The organism is Peribacillus sp. NPDC096622 (assembly GCF_044762665.1).
Taxonomy (GTDB): Bacteria; Bacillota; Bacilli; order Bacillales; family DSM-1321; genus Peribacillus; species Peribacillus frigoritolerans_B.
In genome coordinates, this window is sequence record NZ_JBIWES010000021.1 from 39406 (window position 1) to 57088 (window position 17683).

The 17683-nt window shown below is 41.9% G+C and carries 16 protein-coding genes; all 16 read left to right on the forward strand.

The window, feature by feature from the left end:
• Positions 1-61: 61 nt before the first annotated feature.
• The 16 genes from spoIIE (at position 62) to lysS (ending at position 17257) form a co-directional block, all read left to right on the forward strand.
• Positions 62-2536, forward strand: coding sequence for a stage II sporulation protein E (gene spoIIE / locus ACIQYG_RS23725; protein ID WP_402843160.1), 2475 nt, complete (start codon positions 62-64; stop codon positions 2534-2536).
• Between the two features lie 190 nt (positions 2537-2726).
• Complete coding sequence (locus ACIQYG_RS23730) at positions 2727-3464, forward strand: VWA domain-containing protein (RefSeq protein WP_063235926.1); 738 nt, start codon at positions 2727-2729, stop codon at positions 3462-3464.
• Complete coding sequence (locus tag ACIQYG_RS23735; protein WP_402843164.1) at positions 3430-4428, forward strand: protein kinase domain-containing protein; 999 nt, start codon at positions 3430-3432, stop codon at positions 4426-4428. Before ACIQYG_RS23730 ends, ACIQYG_RS23735 begins: the two co-directional genes overlap by 35 nt.
• 93 nt (positions 4429-4521) lie before the next feature.
• Positions 4522-5916, forward strand: coding sequence for a tRNA lysidine(34) synthetase TilS (gene tilS / locus ACIQYG_RS23740; protein WP_402843167.1), 1395 nt, complete (start codon positions 4522-4524; stop codon positions 5914-5916).
• A 32-nt stretch (positions 5917-5948) separates the two neighbouring features.
• Entirely contained in the window at positions 5949-6488 is a 540-nt protein-coding gene (hpt, locus tag ACIQYG_RS23745; protein WP_048690059.1) for a hypoxanthine phosphoribosyltransferase, read from the forward strand.
• 117 nt (positions 6489-6605) lie between these two features.
• Complete coding sequence (gene ftsH, locus ACIQYG_RS23750; RefSeq protein WP_402843169.1) at positions 6606-8666, forward strand: ATP-dependent zinc metalloprotease FtsH; 2061 nt, start codon at positions 6606-6608, stop codon at positions 8664-8666.
• 166 nt (positions 8667-8832) lie between these two features.
• Positions 8833-9612, forward strand: a complete 780-nt coding sequence (locus tag ACIQYG_RS23755; RefSeq protein WP_402843172.1) for a type III pantothenate kinase — start codon at positions 8833-8835, stop codon at positions 9610-9612.
• 26 nt (positions 9613-9638) lie between these two features.
• Positions 9639-10520, forward strand: coding sequence for an Hsp33 family molecular chaperone HslO (gene hslO, locus ACIQYG_RS23760; RefSeq protein WP_402843175.1), 882 nt, complete (start codon positions 9639-9641; stop codon positions 10518-10520).
• Between the two features lie 18 nt (positions 10521-10538).
• A complete protein-coding gene (locus tag ACIQYG_RS23765) occupies positions 10539-11435 on the forward strand; it encodes a peptidyl-prolyl cis-trans isomerase (protein WP_402843177.1) in 897 nt (298 codons plus the stop codon).
• Between the two features lie 130 nt (positions 11436-11565).
• Positions 11566-12492, forward strand: coding sequence for a cysteine synthase A (gene cysK / locus ACIQYG_RS23770; protein ID WP_402843180.1), 927 nt, complete (start codon positions 11566-11568; stop codon positions 12490-12492).
• Between the two features lie 163 nt (positions 12493-12655).
• Positions 12656-13492 carry a dihydropteroate synthase gene (folP, locus tag ACIQYG_RS23775; RefSeq protein WP_402843183.1) on the forward strand — a complete coding sequence of 279 codons (837 nt, stop codon included), beginning with the start codon at positions 12656-12658 and terminating at the stop codon, positions 13490-13492.
• A 1-nt stretch (position 13493) separates the two neighbouring features.
• Positions 13494-13853 (forward strand): dihydroneopterin aldolase, encoded by a 360-nt coding sequence (gene folB, locus ACIQYG_RS23780; protein ID WP_402843185.1) that lies wholly within the window; start codon positions 13494-13496, stop codon positions 13851-13853.
• Between the two features lie 2 nt (positions 13854-13855).
• Positions 13856-14383: a 2-amino-4-hydroxy-6-hydroxymethyldihydropteridine diphosphokinase gene (gene folK, locus ACIQYG_RS23785; RefSeq protein WP_402843188.1), complete on the forward strand. Its 528-nt coding sequence runs from the start codon at positions 13856-13858 to the stop codon at positions 14381-14383.
• Positions 14335-14547, forward strand: a complete 213-nt coding sequence (locus ACIQYG_RS23790) for a helix-turn-helix domain-containing protein (RefSeq protein WP_402843191.1) — start codon at positions 14335-14337, stop codon at positions 14545-14547. The genes folK and ACIQYG_RS23790 overlap by 49 nt, the downstream gene beginning before the upstream one ends.
• Positions 14548-14571: 24 nt before the next feature.
• A complete protein-coding gene (gene dusB / locus ACIQYG_RS23795; RefSeq protein WP_402843194.1) occupies positions 14572-15570 on the forward strand; it encodes a tRNA dihydrouridine synthase DusB in 999 nt (332 codons plus the stop codon).
• A 187-nt stretch (positions 15571-15757) separates the two neighbouring features.
• Positions 15758-17257: a lysine--tRNA ligase gene (gene lysS, locus ACIQYG_RS23800; protein WP_402843200.1), complete on the forward strand. Its 1500-nt coding sequence runs from the start codon at positions 15758-15760 to the stop codon at positions 17255-17257.
• Positions 17258-17683: the final 426 nt, after the last annotated feature.

The window sequence follows — 17683 nt, forward strand, 5'->3', positions numbered from 1 at the left end:
GACAAAAAAATAGACAAGCCCTCTTTATAATAAAAATCACTAATATGAATGGGGTGTTGAAATGGAAAAAGTAGAAAGACCTATGATGGAACCTCTTGGAGATGTTCAGTTAAAAGAAGCGAAGGCAGGGGCCATCAATTGGATCCAACAACTGCAAATGAAGAGTGAAGACATATTCATAAAAAAAGGTATATCTTTAGCAATCATAGGTTTTTTATTAGGACGGGCTTTAATTCTTTCGCAGCTGGCACCATTTGGACTTCCGTTTTTCGCAGCTGTTTTTCTCATGAGACGTGATAGGGCTCCACTGGCTTTATTCGGATTGATTGCAGGTGGGCTGACCGTTCACTATTCGAATAGTTTAGTCATCTTTGCATCGGCGTTCCTGCTCCTGTTATTTCATAAGATCAAGAAGCCCGCCGTGGAAGGACAATTCAAGACAATGTCGATGTACGTCTTCGCTTCACTATTCCTGGTCAACCTGGCCGAGCAATATCTGGTATTTCGAACGATTCAGCTGTACGACCTGATGATGATAGGGGTAGAGGCGGGACTGGCGATGATTTTAACTTTAATCTTCATACAGTCCATCCCGATGCTGACCGTTAGGACAAAGTCCCAATCATTAAAGACGGAGGAAATTGTCAGCATCATCATCTTGCTGGCTTCGGTTATGACCGGAACCATCGGCTGGATGATATATGATTTATCACTCGACCATATATTCTCGCGATACCTGGTTCTCCTCTTCGGGCTGGCGGGAGGGGCCGCCATAGGCTCCACTGTAGGTGTAGTTACTGGATTGATATTCAGCTTGGCAAGCATTGCCAGTCTATATCAAATGAGCCTTCTCGCATTTTCAGGGCTTCTGGGCGGTCTGTTGAAGGAGGGAAGGAAGATAGGGGTTGCTAGCGGCCTCTTGATTGCTACATTACTGATAGGTTTATATGGTGAGGGCACCAATAATATCATGGTGACCCTTTATGAATCACTTATAGCTGTGGCACTATTCATATTGACACCGTCATCCATCATCAACAAAATAGCGAAACATATACCGGGAACAGTCGAGAATTCTGATGAACAGCAGCAGTATGCCCGAAAAGTGAGGGATGTCACCGCTCAAAGGGTGGAGCAATTCTCACATGTATTTGAGGCGCTTTCTAATAGCTTTTCGCAAGTGGATGAAAGGGGGAGATTGGAGGAAGATGAGAAAGAATTCGACTACTTCTTAAGTAATGTAACGGAAAAGACGTGCCAGCTTTGTTTTAAAAAGGAGCAATGCTGGTCCAAGAACTTTAATACAACCTATGACGGCATGCAGGAAATTATGCTTCAATTAAGTGAAAATAATGGTCAACTCCCCCAAAAAACTTCGAAAGAATGGGGGAAATATTGCAGTCGCGGGCCTCAGGTCATCGGGGCGATATCACAGGAGCTTACTTATTTTGAAGCTAACCAAAAATTAAAAAGGCAGGTGAAGGAAAGTCGGAAGCTAGTAGCGGATCAACTGCGGGGCGTTTCGGCAGTAATGGATGATTTTGCGAAAGAAATTCAAAGGGAAAGGAAGAATCATCATGTACACGAAGAATCCATTTTGGAAGCCATCCAGGATTTTGGACTGCACATAGGTCATGTTGAAATATACAGTCTAGAACAAGGAAATGTTGATATAGAGATGAGTGTCCCATACTGCCAGGGCAGAGGGGAATGTGAAAAGTTGATTGCACCTATGCTTTCTGACATTTTAGGGGAAACGATAGTCGTTCATTCAGAAGAGTGTGCAACGTATCCAAGCGGGCAATGTGAGGTGATATTTAGGTCAGCAAAAAAATTCACGGTCGAAACGGGTGTGGCTCATGCTGCCAAGGGGGGAGGGCTTGTATCAGGAGATAGTTATACGACCATGGAAATTGGCTGCGGCAAATTCGCAATAGCCATTAGTGATGGAATGGGAAATGGGGAAAGGGCCCATTTTGAAAGTACAGAAACATTAAAGCTGCTACAAAAATTTTTACAATCGGGAATAGAAGAAAAAATAGCCATTAAATCCGTAAACTCCGTATTATCTCTACGCACTACCGATGAAATATTTTCGACTCTTGATTTGGCAATGATTGATCTTCAGGACGCAAGGGCTAAGTTTTTAAAAATCTGTTCGATACCGAGTTTCATTAAAAGGGGGGATAGGATAATAAAAATTGAATCAAGTAACCTCCCTATGGGGATCATCCAGGATTTCGATGTTGATGTAGTATCAGAAGAGCTGAAGGCAGGGGACATATTAATCATGATGAGTGATGGAGTGTTCGATGGCCCCTCACATGTCGAAAATATCGAGTTCTGGCTTAAACGAAAAATCAAGGAAATGGAAACGGACGATCCGCAGGAAATCTCTGATTTAATATTGGAGGAGGTTATCCGTACAAAAGGGATCATAGATGATGACATGACAGTGGTAACATCGAAAATTAAGCATAACACACCGAAATGGGCATCCATTCCCGTTTCCCCAAAACGCAAAAAGGCCCAGTAGGGGCCGTTTATATATAAAATAAACAAAACCAAAAATGAGGTGGTGTAGATGGAAGAAGGATAAAAGGTAAAGAGATGAACTCTTTTCAATCATTCCGCTCCATATGTGACTTGATGTGATGTCTTTTTCGTATAATTTCCCCTCTTTTAGTCAATTATGGTAACAAATTGATAGGAAGGGAGAGCAAAACATGAAAGCAGGAACATTAAGACAGATTTTGCTTATAACCGACGGATGTTCAAATCATGGTGAGGAGCCGTCTGCCATGGCTGAATTAGCAAGGGAGCAAGGCATAACCATCAATGTCATAGGTGTAATGGAAAATGATGTGATAGATGAAAAGGGACTTAAGGAAATCGAGAAGATTGCTGGTTCAGGAGGTGGCGTAAGTCAAATAGTCTATGCACAGCAGTTGTCCCAAACCGTACAGATGGTGACCCAAAAGGCAATGACACAAACTATACAGGGAGTTATCAATCGCGAACTTCAACAAATACTTGGAGATTCGAAAACGATGGAGGATCTTCCGCCGGATAAACGAGGAGAAGTGATGGAGGTGGTCGATGAGCTTGGGGAAACAAGCAAGCTCGAAGTACTGATTCTTGTTGATACCAGTGCAAGCATGAAACATAAACTGCCTACAGTGAAAGATTCCTTATTAGATCTTTCCCTTAGTATGAATGCAAGGATGGGTGACAGCCGTTTTTCCGTATTCGTATTTCCTGGGAAAAGAAATGACGTTGAAAAGTTGCTGGATTGGACCCCCAACCTTGAAGCCTTGACGGCAACTTTTCCTAAGCTTAGTACAGGGGGACTCACTCCGACAGGTCCAGCCATTCGTGAAGCTTTAACATATTTCAATAAAAAACGTTCATTGAGGGGATTGTTATCACATGATGATGAACAATACTTTGAGGAATCAATGTAAACTCCTGCCTGGCAGTTTGGTCACTGGAAAATGGAATAAAAACCAGTACAAAATAATTAAAGAATTGGGGTGTGGAGCGAACGGGATCGTTTATTTGGTTGAAAGCGGAAATCGTCATTATGCTTTAAAGCTCAGTGATAATGGGACGTCCATTATTTCGGAGATGAATATCCTAAAATCCTTTTCAAAGGTCCAGGGGTCTACCCTTGGACCTTCCTTTTTGGAAGCGGATGATTTCATGAAAACAGGAAAGCAGCTCCCTTTTTATGTCATGGAATATATCCACGGACACGATTTTTTGCGTTTCATCGATAAGAAAGGGTCATCATGGATAGGAGTCCTAATGCTTCAGCTTTTAACAAGCTTGTCTGCCTTGCATACCAATGGCTGGGTATTCGGCGATTTGAAACCCGAGAATTTGATCGTGACTTCACCAGCCTATAAGGTACGGTGCGTGGATGTTGGCGGAACCACCTTAATTGGGCGATCTGTTAAAGAATTCACCGAGTTCTTTGACAGGGGCTACTGGGGACTTGGATCAAGAAAGGCCGATCCGCAATATGACTTGTTCGCTGTGGCGATGATTATAATCAATTCTGCCTATCCTGGACGTTTCCACAAAAAAGGGGAGGGGTATAGACAGCTTAACGACTTGATTAAGCAGAAAAAGGAATTGCACCCCTACAGGAAGATGTTGGATAAAGCGCTCAACGGGCATTATGATTCAGCCCTCCAAATGCGGGAGGATTTGGTCACGGTGCTAAGTAAGCAAAACCATTCGAAAAAAAAGGGCCTGACCCAGGCAGCGACGGGTCAGCAACAAACAATGCAACCTTCAACGAGACAAGCAAGAAGGTCCCAAAACAATTCAAAAAAGAAAAGCGGCGGTTTTTTTGAAACTTTTTTGCTTGTTGCCATCATATCGATGCTCTATGTTCTTTACATATATGAACAGTTGTTATGATATAGTTATTAGGTGAATGCCATGGAATAGTTGAAACCATTTCATGATTGAATCGTATAAAACTAATGCCTGTCCATAAAGAAGGAAGATTGTATGTTAAAGGAAAAAGTTCTGAGCACAATTTATAGAAACGAATTGATTAAGGAAAACTCGAAGTTGCTAATAGGCGTTTCCGGAGGACCGGACTCGTTGGTGCTTCTCCATATCCTTAAGGAAATTCAACCTCTTTTCCATTACGAGATGCTCGTGGCAAGTGTTGACCATATGTTTCGTGGTGAAGAATCCTATGAGGATTATAAATATGTAGAGCATATATGTGAACGGTGGGGCATTACATTTGAGGGAAAAAGGATCGATGTACCTGCCCGGATGGAGCAGACGGGGGAAAGCTCACAAATAACGTCAAGAAAGCTGCGTTTTGCTTTCTATGAAGAAATGATGGATAAGCATCAAGCCTCCACGCTTGTCCTGGGGCATCATGGAGATGATCAAATAGAAACGATGCTCATGCGTTTAACAAGAGGGGCGACAGGTAAGGCAAGAGCAGGCATACCCATAAAGAGGCGTTTCCATACAGGGAATCTGGTCAGGCCTTTTCTTGAAATCACGAAAAGTCAAATAATCGAATATGCGGGCCTTCATAATATTGAACCAAGGTTTGATCCGAGCAATGAAACGGGTGTCTATGCAAGAAATCGTTTTAGACATGAAGTTCTTCCGTTTTTAAAGAAAGAAAATAGAAAGGTTCATGAGCATTTCCAACGATTCAGTGAAGAGCTTTATGAAGATGAAGAGTTTTTTTTGAACCTGGTTTCAAGCAAAATGTCCGAGGTTTGGATCCGACAGGATAAAGATCAAGCGGTTATCCAGATTGATAAGGTTCTCGCGATGCCTAAACCTTTACAAAGAAGGGGGATTCAACTAATATTAAACTATCTTTATTTGGAGAGACCTTCATCGCTTTCGGCATTACATATTGACCAACTTTTAGTTTTGTTTTTGAATCCTCAACCATCTGCAGAATTGCATCTTCCGGAGGGCCTTATTGCGGAAAAATCATATCAAACTTGCACGTTTAGATTTTTTCGTCAAAAAAGCCGTGAATATTCCCTTAAATTACAAATTCCCGGTGAGACTATTCTTCCGAATGGATATAAGATTAAAGCGCACTATATAAAAGAAGAAATTCCGGTACTTAGGGGAAATGATTCTTTTATTCTTCCCGAATCAGCTGTTCAGTTTCCTCTTACAGTCCGAACCAGGAATGAAGGCGAACGGATGGCCGTCAAGGGATTAGGTGGAACTAAAAAGTTAAAGGATATTTTTATTAATGAAAAGATCCCGATGCTAGAAAGAAATGTGTGGCCGGTCATCATCGATCAAACGGGAACGGCAATTTGGCTGCCTGGTTTAAAGAAATCGAATGTTGAGCCGGATATTATTTCTGATGAAAAATCTTTAATCTACTTAGAATATAAAAAAGCTTAATTCTTCATGGGGGGCAATTAATTACAATGACCATGCAAAACGACATTGAAAAGGTTTTAATAACAGAGGAAGAACTTCAATTAAAAATCAGGGAATTGGGTGCGCAGCTTGAAGCTGATTACCAAGGTAAGTTCCCGTTGGCCATCGGAGTGCTGAAAGGCGCCATGCCATTTATGTCAGATTTACTGAAACGTGTGGATACACATCTTGAAATGGACTTTATGGATGTTTCGAGCTATGGTAACTCCACAGTATCTTCCGGTGAAGTGAAAATCATCAAGGATCTTGATACATCAGTTGAAGGCCGTGATATTTTAATCATCGAAGATATTATCGACAGCGGTTTGACTCTTAGCTATCTTGCGGAACTTTTCCGTTATCGAAAAGCAAAATCAATTAAAATCGTTACCTTATTGGATAAACCAACAGGCAGGAAAGCGGATATCACTCCGGACTATGCCGGGTTCATCGTTCCGGATGCATTTGTTGTCGGATATGGTCTTGATTTTGCGGAAAAGTATCGTAATCTCCCGTATATTGGCATATTGAAGCCTGAAATTTACTCGAATTAATCGTACCTGTTTGAAAGGGAAGACCAGATAAAAACAGCGGTGTTAAATTATTGTAATTCATTAATTTTGTATGATAGTATTTACTATAGTTTGTTTACCCGTGGGAGGAGGTAAGGGATGAATCGGATCTTCCGTAATACCATATTTTATTTACTGATCTTTTTGGTCATCATTGGGATTGTAAGCATTTTTAATAATAACAATGAACCAACGGAGAAAATGACCCAAGATGAATTCTATAAGCATTTGGAGAATGGGGACGTTACTGCACTGACGATGCAGCCCGAAAGCAGTGTATTTGAAATCACAGGAAAGCTCAAAGGTTATGAGGAAAACAAATTCTTTGTGACTTACGTGCCTTTCAGTGAATATTCGCAAAGTCGGATAAATGATGCCGTAACCAAGTTGGATAAGGACATCATCACTGTTGAACCTCCAGAAAAAACAAGTGGCTGGGTGACATTTTTCACTTCCATCATTCCATTTGTAATCATTTTTATCCTCTTCTTCTTTTTACTTAACCAAGCTCAAGGCGGCGGTGGTGGCCGCGTCATGAACTTCGGGAAAAGTAAGGCGAAATTGTATAATGATGATAAGAAAAAAGTTCGCTTCAATGATGTTGCCGGAGCGGACGAAGAAAAGCAGGAACTTGTCGAGGTTGTTGAATTCTTGAAAGATCCTCGCAAATATGCCGAGCTTGGAGCCCGTATTCCTAAAGGGGTACTTTTAGTCGGGCCTCCTGGTACAGGTAAAACTTTACTTGCACGAGCAGTAGCTGGTGAAGCCGGAACTCCTTTCTTCTCAATCAGTGGTTCTGATTTTGTTGAAATGTTTGTGGGTGTCGGTGCATCCCGTGTTCGTGATTTGTTTGAAAATGCTAAGAAGAATGCACCATGTATCATCTTCATCGATGAAATTGATGCAGTCGGACGTCAACGTGGCGCAGGTCTTGGTGGCGGTCACGATGAACGAGAACAGACATTGAACCAGCTACTGGTGGAAATGGATGGTTTCGGTGGTAATGAAGGAATCATAATCATCGCTGCGACTAACCGTGCTGATGTATTGGATCCGGCATTATTGCGTCCAGGACGTTTCGACCGTCAAATAACGGTAGGCCGCCCTGATGTTAAGGGCCGTGAAGAAGTGCTGAAAGTGCATGCACGCAATAAACCATTAGCAGAAACAGTCGATTTGAAAGCGATCGCTCAGCGTACTCCAGGATTTTCTGGTGCAGATCTTGAAAACTTACTGAATGAAGCGGCGCTTGTTGCTGCCCGTCAAGATAAGAAGAAGATCGACATGTCCGATTTGGATGAAGCTTCGGATCGTGTTATCGCTGGACCTGCCAAGAAGAACCGTGTCATTTCCAAAAAGGAAAGAAATATCGTAGCTTGGCATGAAGCAGGCCATACCATTATTGGGTTGGTTCTGGATGATGCCGAAGTCGTTCATAAAGTTACGATAGTCCCTCGTGGTCAAGCTGGCGGTTATGCAGTTATGCTGCCGAAAGAAGATCGTTTCTTCATGACGGAACCTGAGCTTAAAGATAAAATCGTAGGACTATTGGGTGGCCGTGTAGCCGAAGAAGTTACATTCGGGGAAGTGAGTACCGGTGCGCATAACGACTTCCAGCGTGCAACGGGCATAGCTCGGAGCATGGTTATGGAATATGGAATGAGTAAGCTCGGGCCGCTTCAATTCGGTAATTCTCAAGGTCAGGTCTTCCTAGGCCGCGATTTCAACAATGATCAAAACTATTCAGATGCAATAGCATATGAAATCGATCTTGAAATTCAACGTATCATCAAGGAAGCTTACGAAAGATGTAAGAAGATCCTTACTGAAAATCGTGAAAAACTTGATTTGGTTGCAAAAACCCTGCTTGAAGTGGAAACACTTGATGCGGAACAAATCAAAGGTTTATTCCATAATGGTAAATTGCCAGAACGGGATTATACGGCTCTGAACGGGAATTTAACCACTGATGAGAATGTCAAGGTGAACATCAATAAGAAGAAGGAAGAAAAAGAGGCCCTATTAGATCCATTGGATAAGAGAGGACCTGAGGACCTTGAAATAACGGAGGAAGGATTGAATACCCCTCCAATCAAAGAAGGTGCTCCTCAAGATCAGCCGCTTTCCTTCCCGAACGAAGACGACAATAAAAAGTCTTAATTGACTAAATTCAAAAGGGTATTTCCGCCTCGGAAATACCCTTTTCTTAACTCTTAAATTAATTATGATAAAGTTTCTGGGATATCTTTCGAAAAGTGCGACTGATAGCGTGGGAAATAACAGTGTGGTATGATGTTGGAGAATAATTTACCGGAGTGATGAAACGATGATTTTTGTATTGGATGTTGGGAATACGAATACTGTATTAGGCGTATACGATGAAGATATTTTAAAATATCATTGGCGAATTGAGACTAGCCGTCACAAGACAGAAGATGAGTATGGAATGGTCATAAAGTCTTTGCTGCAACATGAAGGTCTTTCGTTTGATCAATTTGATGGAATCATTATTTCTTCGGTAGTTCCGCCAATTATGTTTGCGCTTGAACGCATGTGCAAAAAATACTTTGGAATTAAACCGCTAATAGTTGGACCTGGAATAAAAACTGGTTTGAATATTAAATACGAAAATCCCCGTGAGGTTGGAGCGGACCGAATCGTTAATGCTGTTGCAGGCATTCAGGAATATGGAAGCCCTCTCATTATCGTGGATTTTGGTACGGCAACGACATATTGCTACATAAATGAGGATAAACAATACATGGGCGGAGCCATTGCTCCGGGTATAAATATTTCTACTGAGGCACTTTATTCAAAGGCAGCCAAACTTCCAAGAATAGAAATCAGCCGGCCGGAAGGGATTATCGGGAAAAATACGGTGTCCGCCATGCAGGCTGGCATTTTGTATGGGTATGTTGGACAGGTAGAAGGAATCGTTAATCGAATTAAGGCGCAAAGTAATCTAGAACCAACGGTAATAGCGACAGGCGGACTGGCTACCTTAATTGCTAATGAGTCCACTGTGATTGACGTTGTGGAGCCATTTTTGACCTTGAAGGGGCTGCAGCTGATTTATAAACGTAATCGTGAGCAAGTGAAGAAGTAACACAAAGTATGAAAGGAGCAAAATGAATGAAGGATTATCTAATAAAGGCGTTAGGTTATGAAGGACAGGTTCGTGCATATGCCGTTTCAACGACAGACACCGTAGGAGAAGCTCAGCGACGCCATTATACATGGCCTACTGCTTCAGCTGCCCTTGGACGGGCTATGACGGCAGGCGTTATGATGGGTGGCATGTTAAAAGGTGAAGAAAAGCTGACGATCAAAATTGAGGGCGGCGGTCCGATTGGTTCCATCCTGGTCGACAGCAATGCAAAGGGAGAAGTCCGCGGATATGTCACTCACCCGCAAACCCACTTTGATTTGAATGAGCAAGGTAAGCTGGATGTAAGGAGAGCGGTGGGTACCGATGGATTGTTGACTGTTGTCAAAGATATTGGTCTTCGTGATTACTTTTCGGGGCAAGTACCGCTTGTATCGGGAGAATTGGGTGAAGATTTCACTTATTACTTTGTTACTTCCGAACAGGTGCCTTCATCTGTGGGGGTTGGGGTCCTGGTGAATCCGGATAATTCAATCCTTGCAGCGGGCGGATTTATCATTCAGTTAATGCCAGGTACATCCGAAGATACGATTTCCAAAATCGAAAAACGACTAAGCACGATAACTCCTGTTTCCAAGATGATTCAAAGCGGCATGACTCCTGAAGAAATCCTAACCGAAATTTTAGGTGAGGGCAATGTGAATATATTAGAAAAAATGGATGTCCAATTCTCCTGTCAATGTTCCAGGGAAAGAATTGCTAATGCATTGATCAGCCTGGGGCAAGCTGAGATTCGGGATATCATTGAGACAGAGGGACAAGCGGAGGCGCATTGTCATTTTTGTAATCAGACCTACCAATTCTCGAAGGAAGAACTCGAGGAACTGGAAGCGGAAACCAAAAAATAATTTACGGGGGATAAGGGTTTGCCAAAACAAAAGCTTCGGGCGATTATTGCTGGGCTTGCCTTGTTGAACCTATTGACTATCATTATCTTTGTCATAAAACCACTAATCATTTCAAAATCCGTCATTGGGGAAGAAACGGCCGCAAAGGTTGGATCGAAGGATATTTCCCGGGACGAATGGATTAATGAGCTCGAAAAAAGATATGGGGAAGATGTACTTGAGGAAATGGTCGATAAAGAGGTAGTGAAACAGGCAGCTGAAAAGTACAAAGTGAAAATTTCGGATGAAGAGCTTGATCGGGAACTTAAAATGATGAAAACGATGTATGGGACTGCCGGTCAGAACCTTAACAAAAGTAACGATCAACTGAGGCAGGAAATTCAGTCGAGTCTCCTCCTCGAGAAGCTCCTCACCAAGGACGTATCGGTTTCCGAAACGGCAATGCGTAATTATTATGATGATAATAAGGATATCTATAGAATCCCTACTGCTTTCCATATATCCCATATTACCACGTCTACACAAAAGCAGGCAGACCAAGTCATACGTGAGCTGGAGAAAGGTGTCTCCTTTGATGTCTTGGCGATGGAAAAGTCCCATGATGAGTTTACTGCCAATCAAGGGGGCGACATGGGTTATATATCACAGGATAACGAGCAAGTCTCCAAGGAATACATTACCGCTGCCGAGAAATTGAAGGTGAAAAAGTGGAGTGATGCAATCCAGACGGAGGATGGCTGGGCCGTTCTCTACCTGCATGAAAGAATAGAGGGCAAGCAGTATGAATATGAAGAAGTTAAAGACAAAATTCACCGCCAAATAGCCCTTGAACAGATTCAGGCACCGGTCTCAGGGAAAATTTTCTGGGACGAATTTGATGTAGAATGGTTTTATGGATTGAAGGAAGAAAAGTAGGTCAATTGTTTTGTGAGAAAATTTAGAATATAGTATATAATCATTGACAATGAACTATTAAAACTGGTAACTTTAAAATTATAAAACCAATAAACATACTCGGCATTGAAATGATAAGGGAGTGGAGAAAATGGCACGTATAGCTAATTCTGTAATCGATTTAATTGGACAAACACCTATTGTTAAGTTAAACAAGCTTCAAAATGAAAACAGTGCAGATATTTATTTGAAACTTGAGTATTTTAACCCAGGTAGCAGTGTAAAAGACCGTATCGCCCTTGCGATGATCGAAGCGGCAGAAAAAAATGGTACCCTTAAGCCAGGTGATACGATCATTGAACCTACAAGCGGAAATACCGGAATAGGCCTGGCGATGGTAGCTGCGGCAAAGGGCTATAAATCAATTCTGGTTATGCCGGAGACGATGAGCTTGGAACGCCGTAACTTGCTTCGCGCTTATGGCGCAGAATTAGTCCTTACTCCTGGTCCTGAAGGAATGAAGGGTGCAATCGCAAAGGCGACTGAGCTGTCTAAAGAAAAAGGTTACTTCATTCCACAGCAATTCGAAAACGAAGCCAATCCTGAAGTACATCGGAACACTACAGGCCCTGAAATCGTTGAAGCCTTTGGAGATGATGGCCTGGATGCATTCGTTGCCGGAATCGGTACTGGCGGAACCATTACGGGTGCCGGTGAAGTCCTGCGTGAAAAATTCCCTGACATCAAAATTTACGCTGTTGAACCTGCGGACTCTCCAGTATTATCGGGTGGGACTCCAGGACCTCATAAAATCCAAGGAATCGGAGCAGGCTTCGTTCCAAGTATATTGAATACAGATCTCTATGATGAAATCATTCAAGTCAATACAGAGGAATCTTTTGATTATGCACGCCGCGCAGCAAAAGAAGAAGGAATCCTTGGCGGAATTTCTTCTGGAGGTGCTATCGCAGCTGCCATTAAAGTGGCTGACAAACTGGGAAAAGGCAAAAAGGTACTTGCCATCATACCAAGTAATGGTGAACGCTACTTAAGTACGCCATTATATAACTTTGAGTAAGACAAGACACTAAAAATGAGAAGCGAAGTTCCTTAGGGGCTTTGCTTTTCTTTTTGCAGAAAAGCCTGCAGAGGTGTTCCGATTCTTCATGGAGCTTGCACTATGCCTGTGTAAATGGGTAAACTCGTATATATAGATTTCTTTAAGTGAAGGAGAACGTTGGATGTCATTAGCTGGAGCGTCAAAAATAAAATGCGGTTCATTTGATTTGGATTACAGCAATAAAACCTTAATTATGGGGATTTTGAATGTTACGCCGGACTCCTTTTCGGATGGCGGGAAATATAATCGGATAGATTCTGCATTGAAGCATGCCGAACAGATGGTCAACGATGGAGCGGATATATTGGATGTAGGCGGAGAGTCCACCCGGCCTAACTATGAGAGGATATCGGATGAAGAGGAAATAGAGAGAGTTGCCCCGATTATAGAGGCCATATCCCGTAATATTGAGGTTCCGATATCGGTTGATACGTATAAATCAAGAGTAGCGGAAGCGGCGTTAAAAGCAGGAGCCCATATATTAAATGACATTTGGGGAGGTAAAGCCGATTCCTTGATGTCGAAGGTTGCTGCAGAATATAAGGTGCCGATCATCTTGATGCATAACAGGGGTAACATGGAATATGGACATTTTGTTCGGGATGTACTTCAAGATTTATTTGAAAGCATCATGTTGGTGAAGGATGCGGGAGTCAAGGATGAAAACATCATTCTCGATCCAGGAATTGGCTTTGCGAAAGATTTAAAGTTTAATTTGGAAATGATGAGGAATCTTGATAAGCTGGTATCGTTAGGTTATCCCGTACTGTTAGCCACATCAAGAAAGTCCATGATTGGACATGTTCTGGACCTGCCGCCTAGTGAGCGGATGGAAGGAACGGCCGCCACGATCTGCCATGGCATTCAACAAGGCTGTCAAATGGTTCGAGTACATGATGTGAAGGAAATGGCACGTACTGCAAAGATGATGGATGCTCTATTAGGAAAAGGTGAATGAAATGGATAAGATATATGTGAATAAAATGGAGTTTTACGGTTATCATGGAGTTTTTCCGGAAGAAACGAAGCTTGGTCAGCGGTTTAAAGTGGATTTAATCGTCCAGACTGATTTAGCCAAGGCAGGGAAGAGTGACAACCTTGAAGACTCAATCAACTATGGCGAGTTATATGAAGTATGTAAAAGTGTTGTTGAGGGAGAACCTTTTAAGTTAGTGGAAGCTGTCGCTGAAAAAATCGCCTCTGAACTACTTAATAAATATACTTCCATCGAGACATGCACCGTCAAGGTTTATAAACCAGATCCTCCAATAGCAGGTCACTATGATTCGGTTGCTATAGAGATTGTAAGGGGACGCTGATTGTGTTAAATATTGCTTACCTTTCAATAGGGTCGAACTTAGGGGATCGCCTTGAAACATTCCAAAGGGCTTTCCAATTATTGTCTGATAATCCGCATATCAAGTTGGTGGCCTGCTCCTCTTTATATGAAACAGATCCGATAGGATATGAAGACCAGGACTGTTTTTTAAATGCTGTCCTTAAAGTGAAAACCGATTTAGAACCCGAACGATTACTTCACGCTTGTATGAAAATTGAACGAGATTTAGGGAGAAAAAGGGAAATCAGGTGGGGCCCCCGTACTTTAGACCTTGACATTTTGTTATATAATCATGAAAATATTGAGACAGAGAATCTTTCAGTCCCGCACCCTCGTATGCACGAGAGGGCTTTTGTTATCGTGCCTTTAATGGAAGTGGACCCAGATATATCACTTCCGAATATGCATGCACCTTTGAGCGACCTGCTTGAACAGATTTCGGATAAAGAAGGAGTTCGATTATGGAAGGTGAAAAATGGGGAAGGCGTATTCGCGCTTTTCGAAAGTTAAAGGGTTATACCCAGGAAGGGTTTGCGAGAGAAATAGGTGTTTCCGTTTCCTTGCTGGGAGAAGTTGAACGAGGGAACCGTAACCCTTCAGAGGCTTTTTTACTGGAAGTGGCGGAAATTCTTCGTGTTTCCATTGAGGAGCTACAGCCGCCTGAGGATAAATGAACGAATGTTACAGGAGGTCACAAATTGTTAAGAATAGGCGATATAGAAATGAAGAATCAGGTAGTGCTGGCACCGATGGCGGGAGTCTGTAACTCGGCATTCCGCTTGACCGTCAAGGAATTTGGTGCTGGTCTTGTTTGTGCGGAGATGGTCAGTGACAAGGGAATCGTTCTTAAAAATGCTAAAACGATGAATATGCTTTATATAGATGAAAGAGAAAAGCCGTTAAGTTTGCAAATCTTTGGCGGTGAAAAGAAATCTTTGGTCGAAGCTGCACAATTTGTAGATAAAAATACAACTGCTGACATCATCGATATCAACATGGGCTGCCCTGTCCCTAAAATCACTAAATGTGATGCGGGTGCGAAGTGGCTTCTCGATCCAAACAAAATTTATGAGATGGTTTCAGCGGTGGTCGATGCTGTTGAAAAGCCGGTAACGGTAAAAATGCGCATAGGCTGGGATGATGAACATGTTTTTGCGATTCAAAATGCTCAGGCTGTTGAACGCGCAGGTGGGAAAGCTGTTTCCATGCATGGCAGAACACGCGTTCAAATGTATGAAGGGAAAGCTAACTGGGACATCATCCGTGAAGTGAAGAAATCGATTAATATTCCCCTTATCGGTAACGGTGATGTGGAAACTCCACAAGATGCGGAAAGAATGCTGAAGGAAACGGGTGTTGATGGAGTCATGATCGGACGTGCAGCCCTAGGTAACCCGTGGATGATTTACCGGACTGTAAAATATCTTGAAACCGGTCAACTGATGGATGAGCCTTCAGTTCGCGAAAAGATGGACGTTTGCGTGCTTCATATGGATCGTCTGATTGCGTTGAAAAATGAAAATGTCGCCGTTCGCGAAATGCGTAAGCATGCTTCTTGGTATTTAAAGGGTGTTAAAGGGAATGCTCAGGCCCGCAAAGGAATTAATGATTGTGAAACAAGGGAGGATGTTGTTAAGCTTCTTTATGGACTTGTTGATGAAGTTGAAGCGAAGCAACAAAATATCCAAATGGTCTGAGTTTGACATCACCTTCCTATTTTCCTATAATACGCTTATCTTAAACTGCCAGTAATCCTGGCAGTTTTTATATGTACATAAACAATGTTTTAAGATAAAAAGCTGTTGAATTCCTTTACTTTATGTAAGAATAAATATGTATGCAAAAGAATTTCTGATTAATTATATAAAGCATTTATTAATAAAGATGGAGATGATTTTCGTGAGTCATGAAGAATTGAATGACCAACTGCAGGTAAGGCGCGATAAAATGCAGGCCATGATGGATAATGGACAAGACCCTTTCGGGAGCAGGTTCGAGCGCACACATAACACTCAGGAGATAATCAGTGCTTATGGTGAATTAGAAAAAGAAGATCTTGAAGAAAAAGAAATTGAAGTTACGATCGCTGGCCGTGTCATGACGAAGCGTGGAAAAGGAAAAGCGGGATTTGCCCATATCCAGGATATTAGCGGTCAAATCCAAATCTACGTCCGTTTGGATAACATAGGTGAGGATTCTTACCAAATTTTCAATCAAACGGATCTTGGCGATATCGTAGGGGTAACTGGCGTTATTTTCAAAACCAAAGTCGGGGAACTTTCCATTAAAGCTAAAGAATATGTTTTCCTTGCTAAAGCGCTTCGCCCGCTGCCTGATAAATTTCATGGCCTAAAAGATGTTGAAGAGCGTTACCGGAAACGTTATGTCGATTTAATTACAAATGAGGAAAGCAAAAATACATTGATCATGCGCAGTCGCATTGTACAAGCCATGAGAAGGTATTTGGATGATCATGGATACCTTGAAGTGGAGACGCCGCTATTGCACTCTGTTGCTGGTGGAGCTGCTGCACGCCCTTTCCTTACTCACCATAATGCTTTGGATATGCCTTTGAATTTAAGGATTGCCATTGAACTTCATCTAAAACGCTTAATCGTTGGCGGATTGGAGAAAGTTTATGAAATTGGCCGGGTTTTCAGAAATGAAGGAGTATCCACAAGGCACAACCCTGAATTCACATTGATCGAATTATACGAGGCTTATGCGGATTACCAAGATATCATGAGTTTAACGGAAAATCTGATTGCGCATATAGCTCAAGAAGTTCTGGGCACGACTACCATCCAGTATGGGGAGTATGAGATAGAGTTAAAGCCGGAATGGAAACGACTTCACATGGTTGACGCTGTAAAAGAATATACTGGTGTGGACTTCTGGACTGAAATGAGTAAAGAAGAAGCCCATCAGCTTGCTAAAGAAAATGGGATTGAAGTTAAGGAATCCATGGAGTTCGGCCATATCGTAAATGAATTCTTTGAACAAAAGGTTGAAGATAAGTTAATTCAACCTACATTCATTTATGGACATCCAGTGGAAATCTCTCCTTTGGCAAAGAAAAATCCGGAAGATTCCCGTTTCACAGATCGTTTTGAGTTATTCATTGTAGGTAGGGAGCATGCAAATGCCTTCACGGAACTAAATGACCCTATTGATCAACGTCAACGCTTTGAAGCTCAATTAAAAGAACGAGAGCAAGGTAATGATGAAGCTCATGAAATGGATGAGGATTTCTTGGAGGCGTTAGAGTACGGAATGCCGCCGACTGGCGGACTGGGAATTGGTGTTGACCGTTTGGTTATGCTATTGACCAATTCTCCTTCTATACGTGACGTCCTGTTATTCCCTTTAATGAGACATCGTTAATATAAGCAAAAGAGTTTTGATTGCATGGCCGAATTCGGATGGCTGGGATCATTGGGGTGTAGCTCCTGATCCTGGTAAGTCCAATTCGGTTTTTGTTTTTTAATTATAATTTCTTATCTTTTAAAAGTTTGGATTCTAGGGTTTGAAAGAAAAACAACATTATCTCAAAAAAACTTTATAAAAGGTATTGCGCAGTTAACGTAATGATGTTATATTTATATCTGTCGTTACGAACGAGTTGCAAACAGATTACAAACTTTTAAAAAGTTTAAAAAAAGTTGTTGACTCAGAGTAATGAAAATGTTATTATAAATAAGCTGTTCCGAAAGACATTGCTCTTTGAAAACTGAACAAAACAAAGCGCCAACGTTAAATTTTAAGTGAGCACACACTATCAAAAAGCAAATGAGCAAGTCAAACATTTCT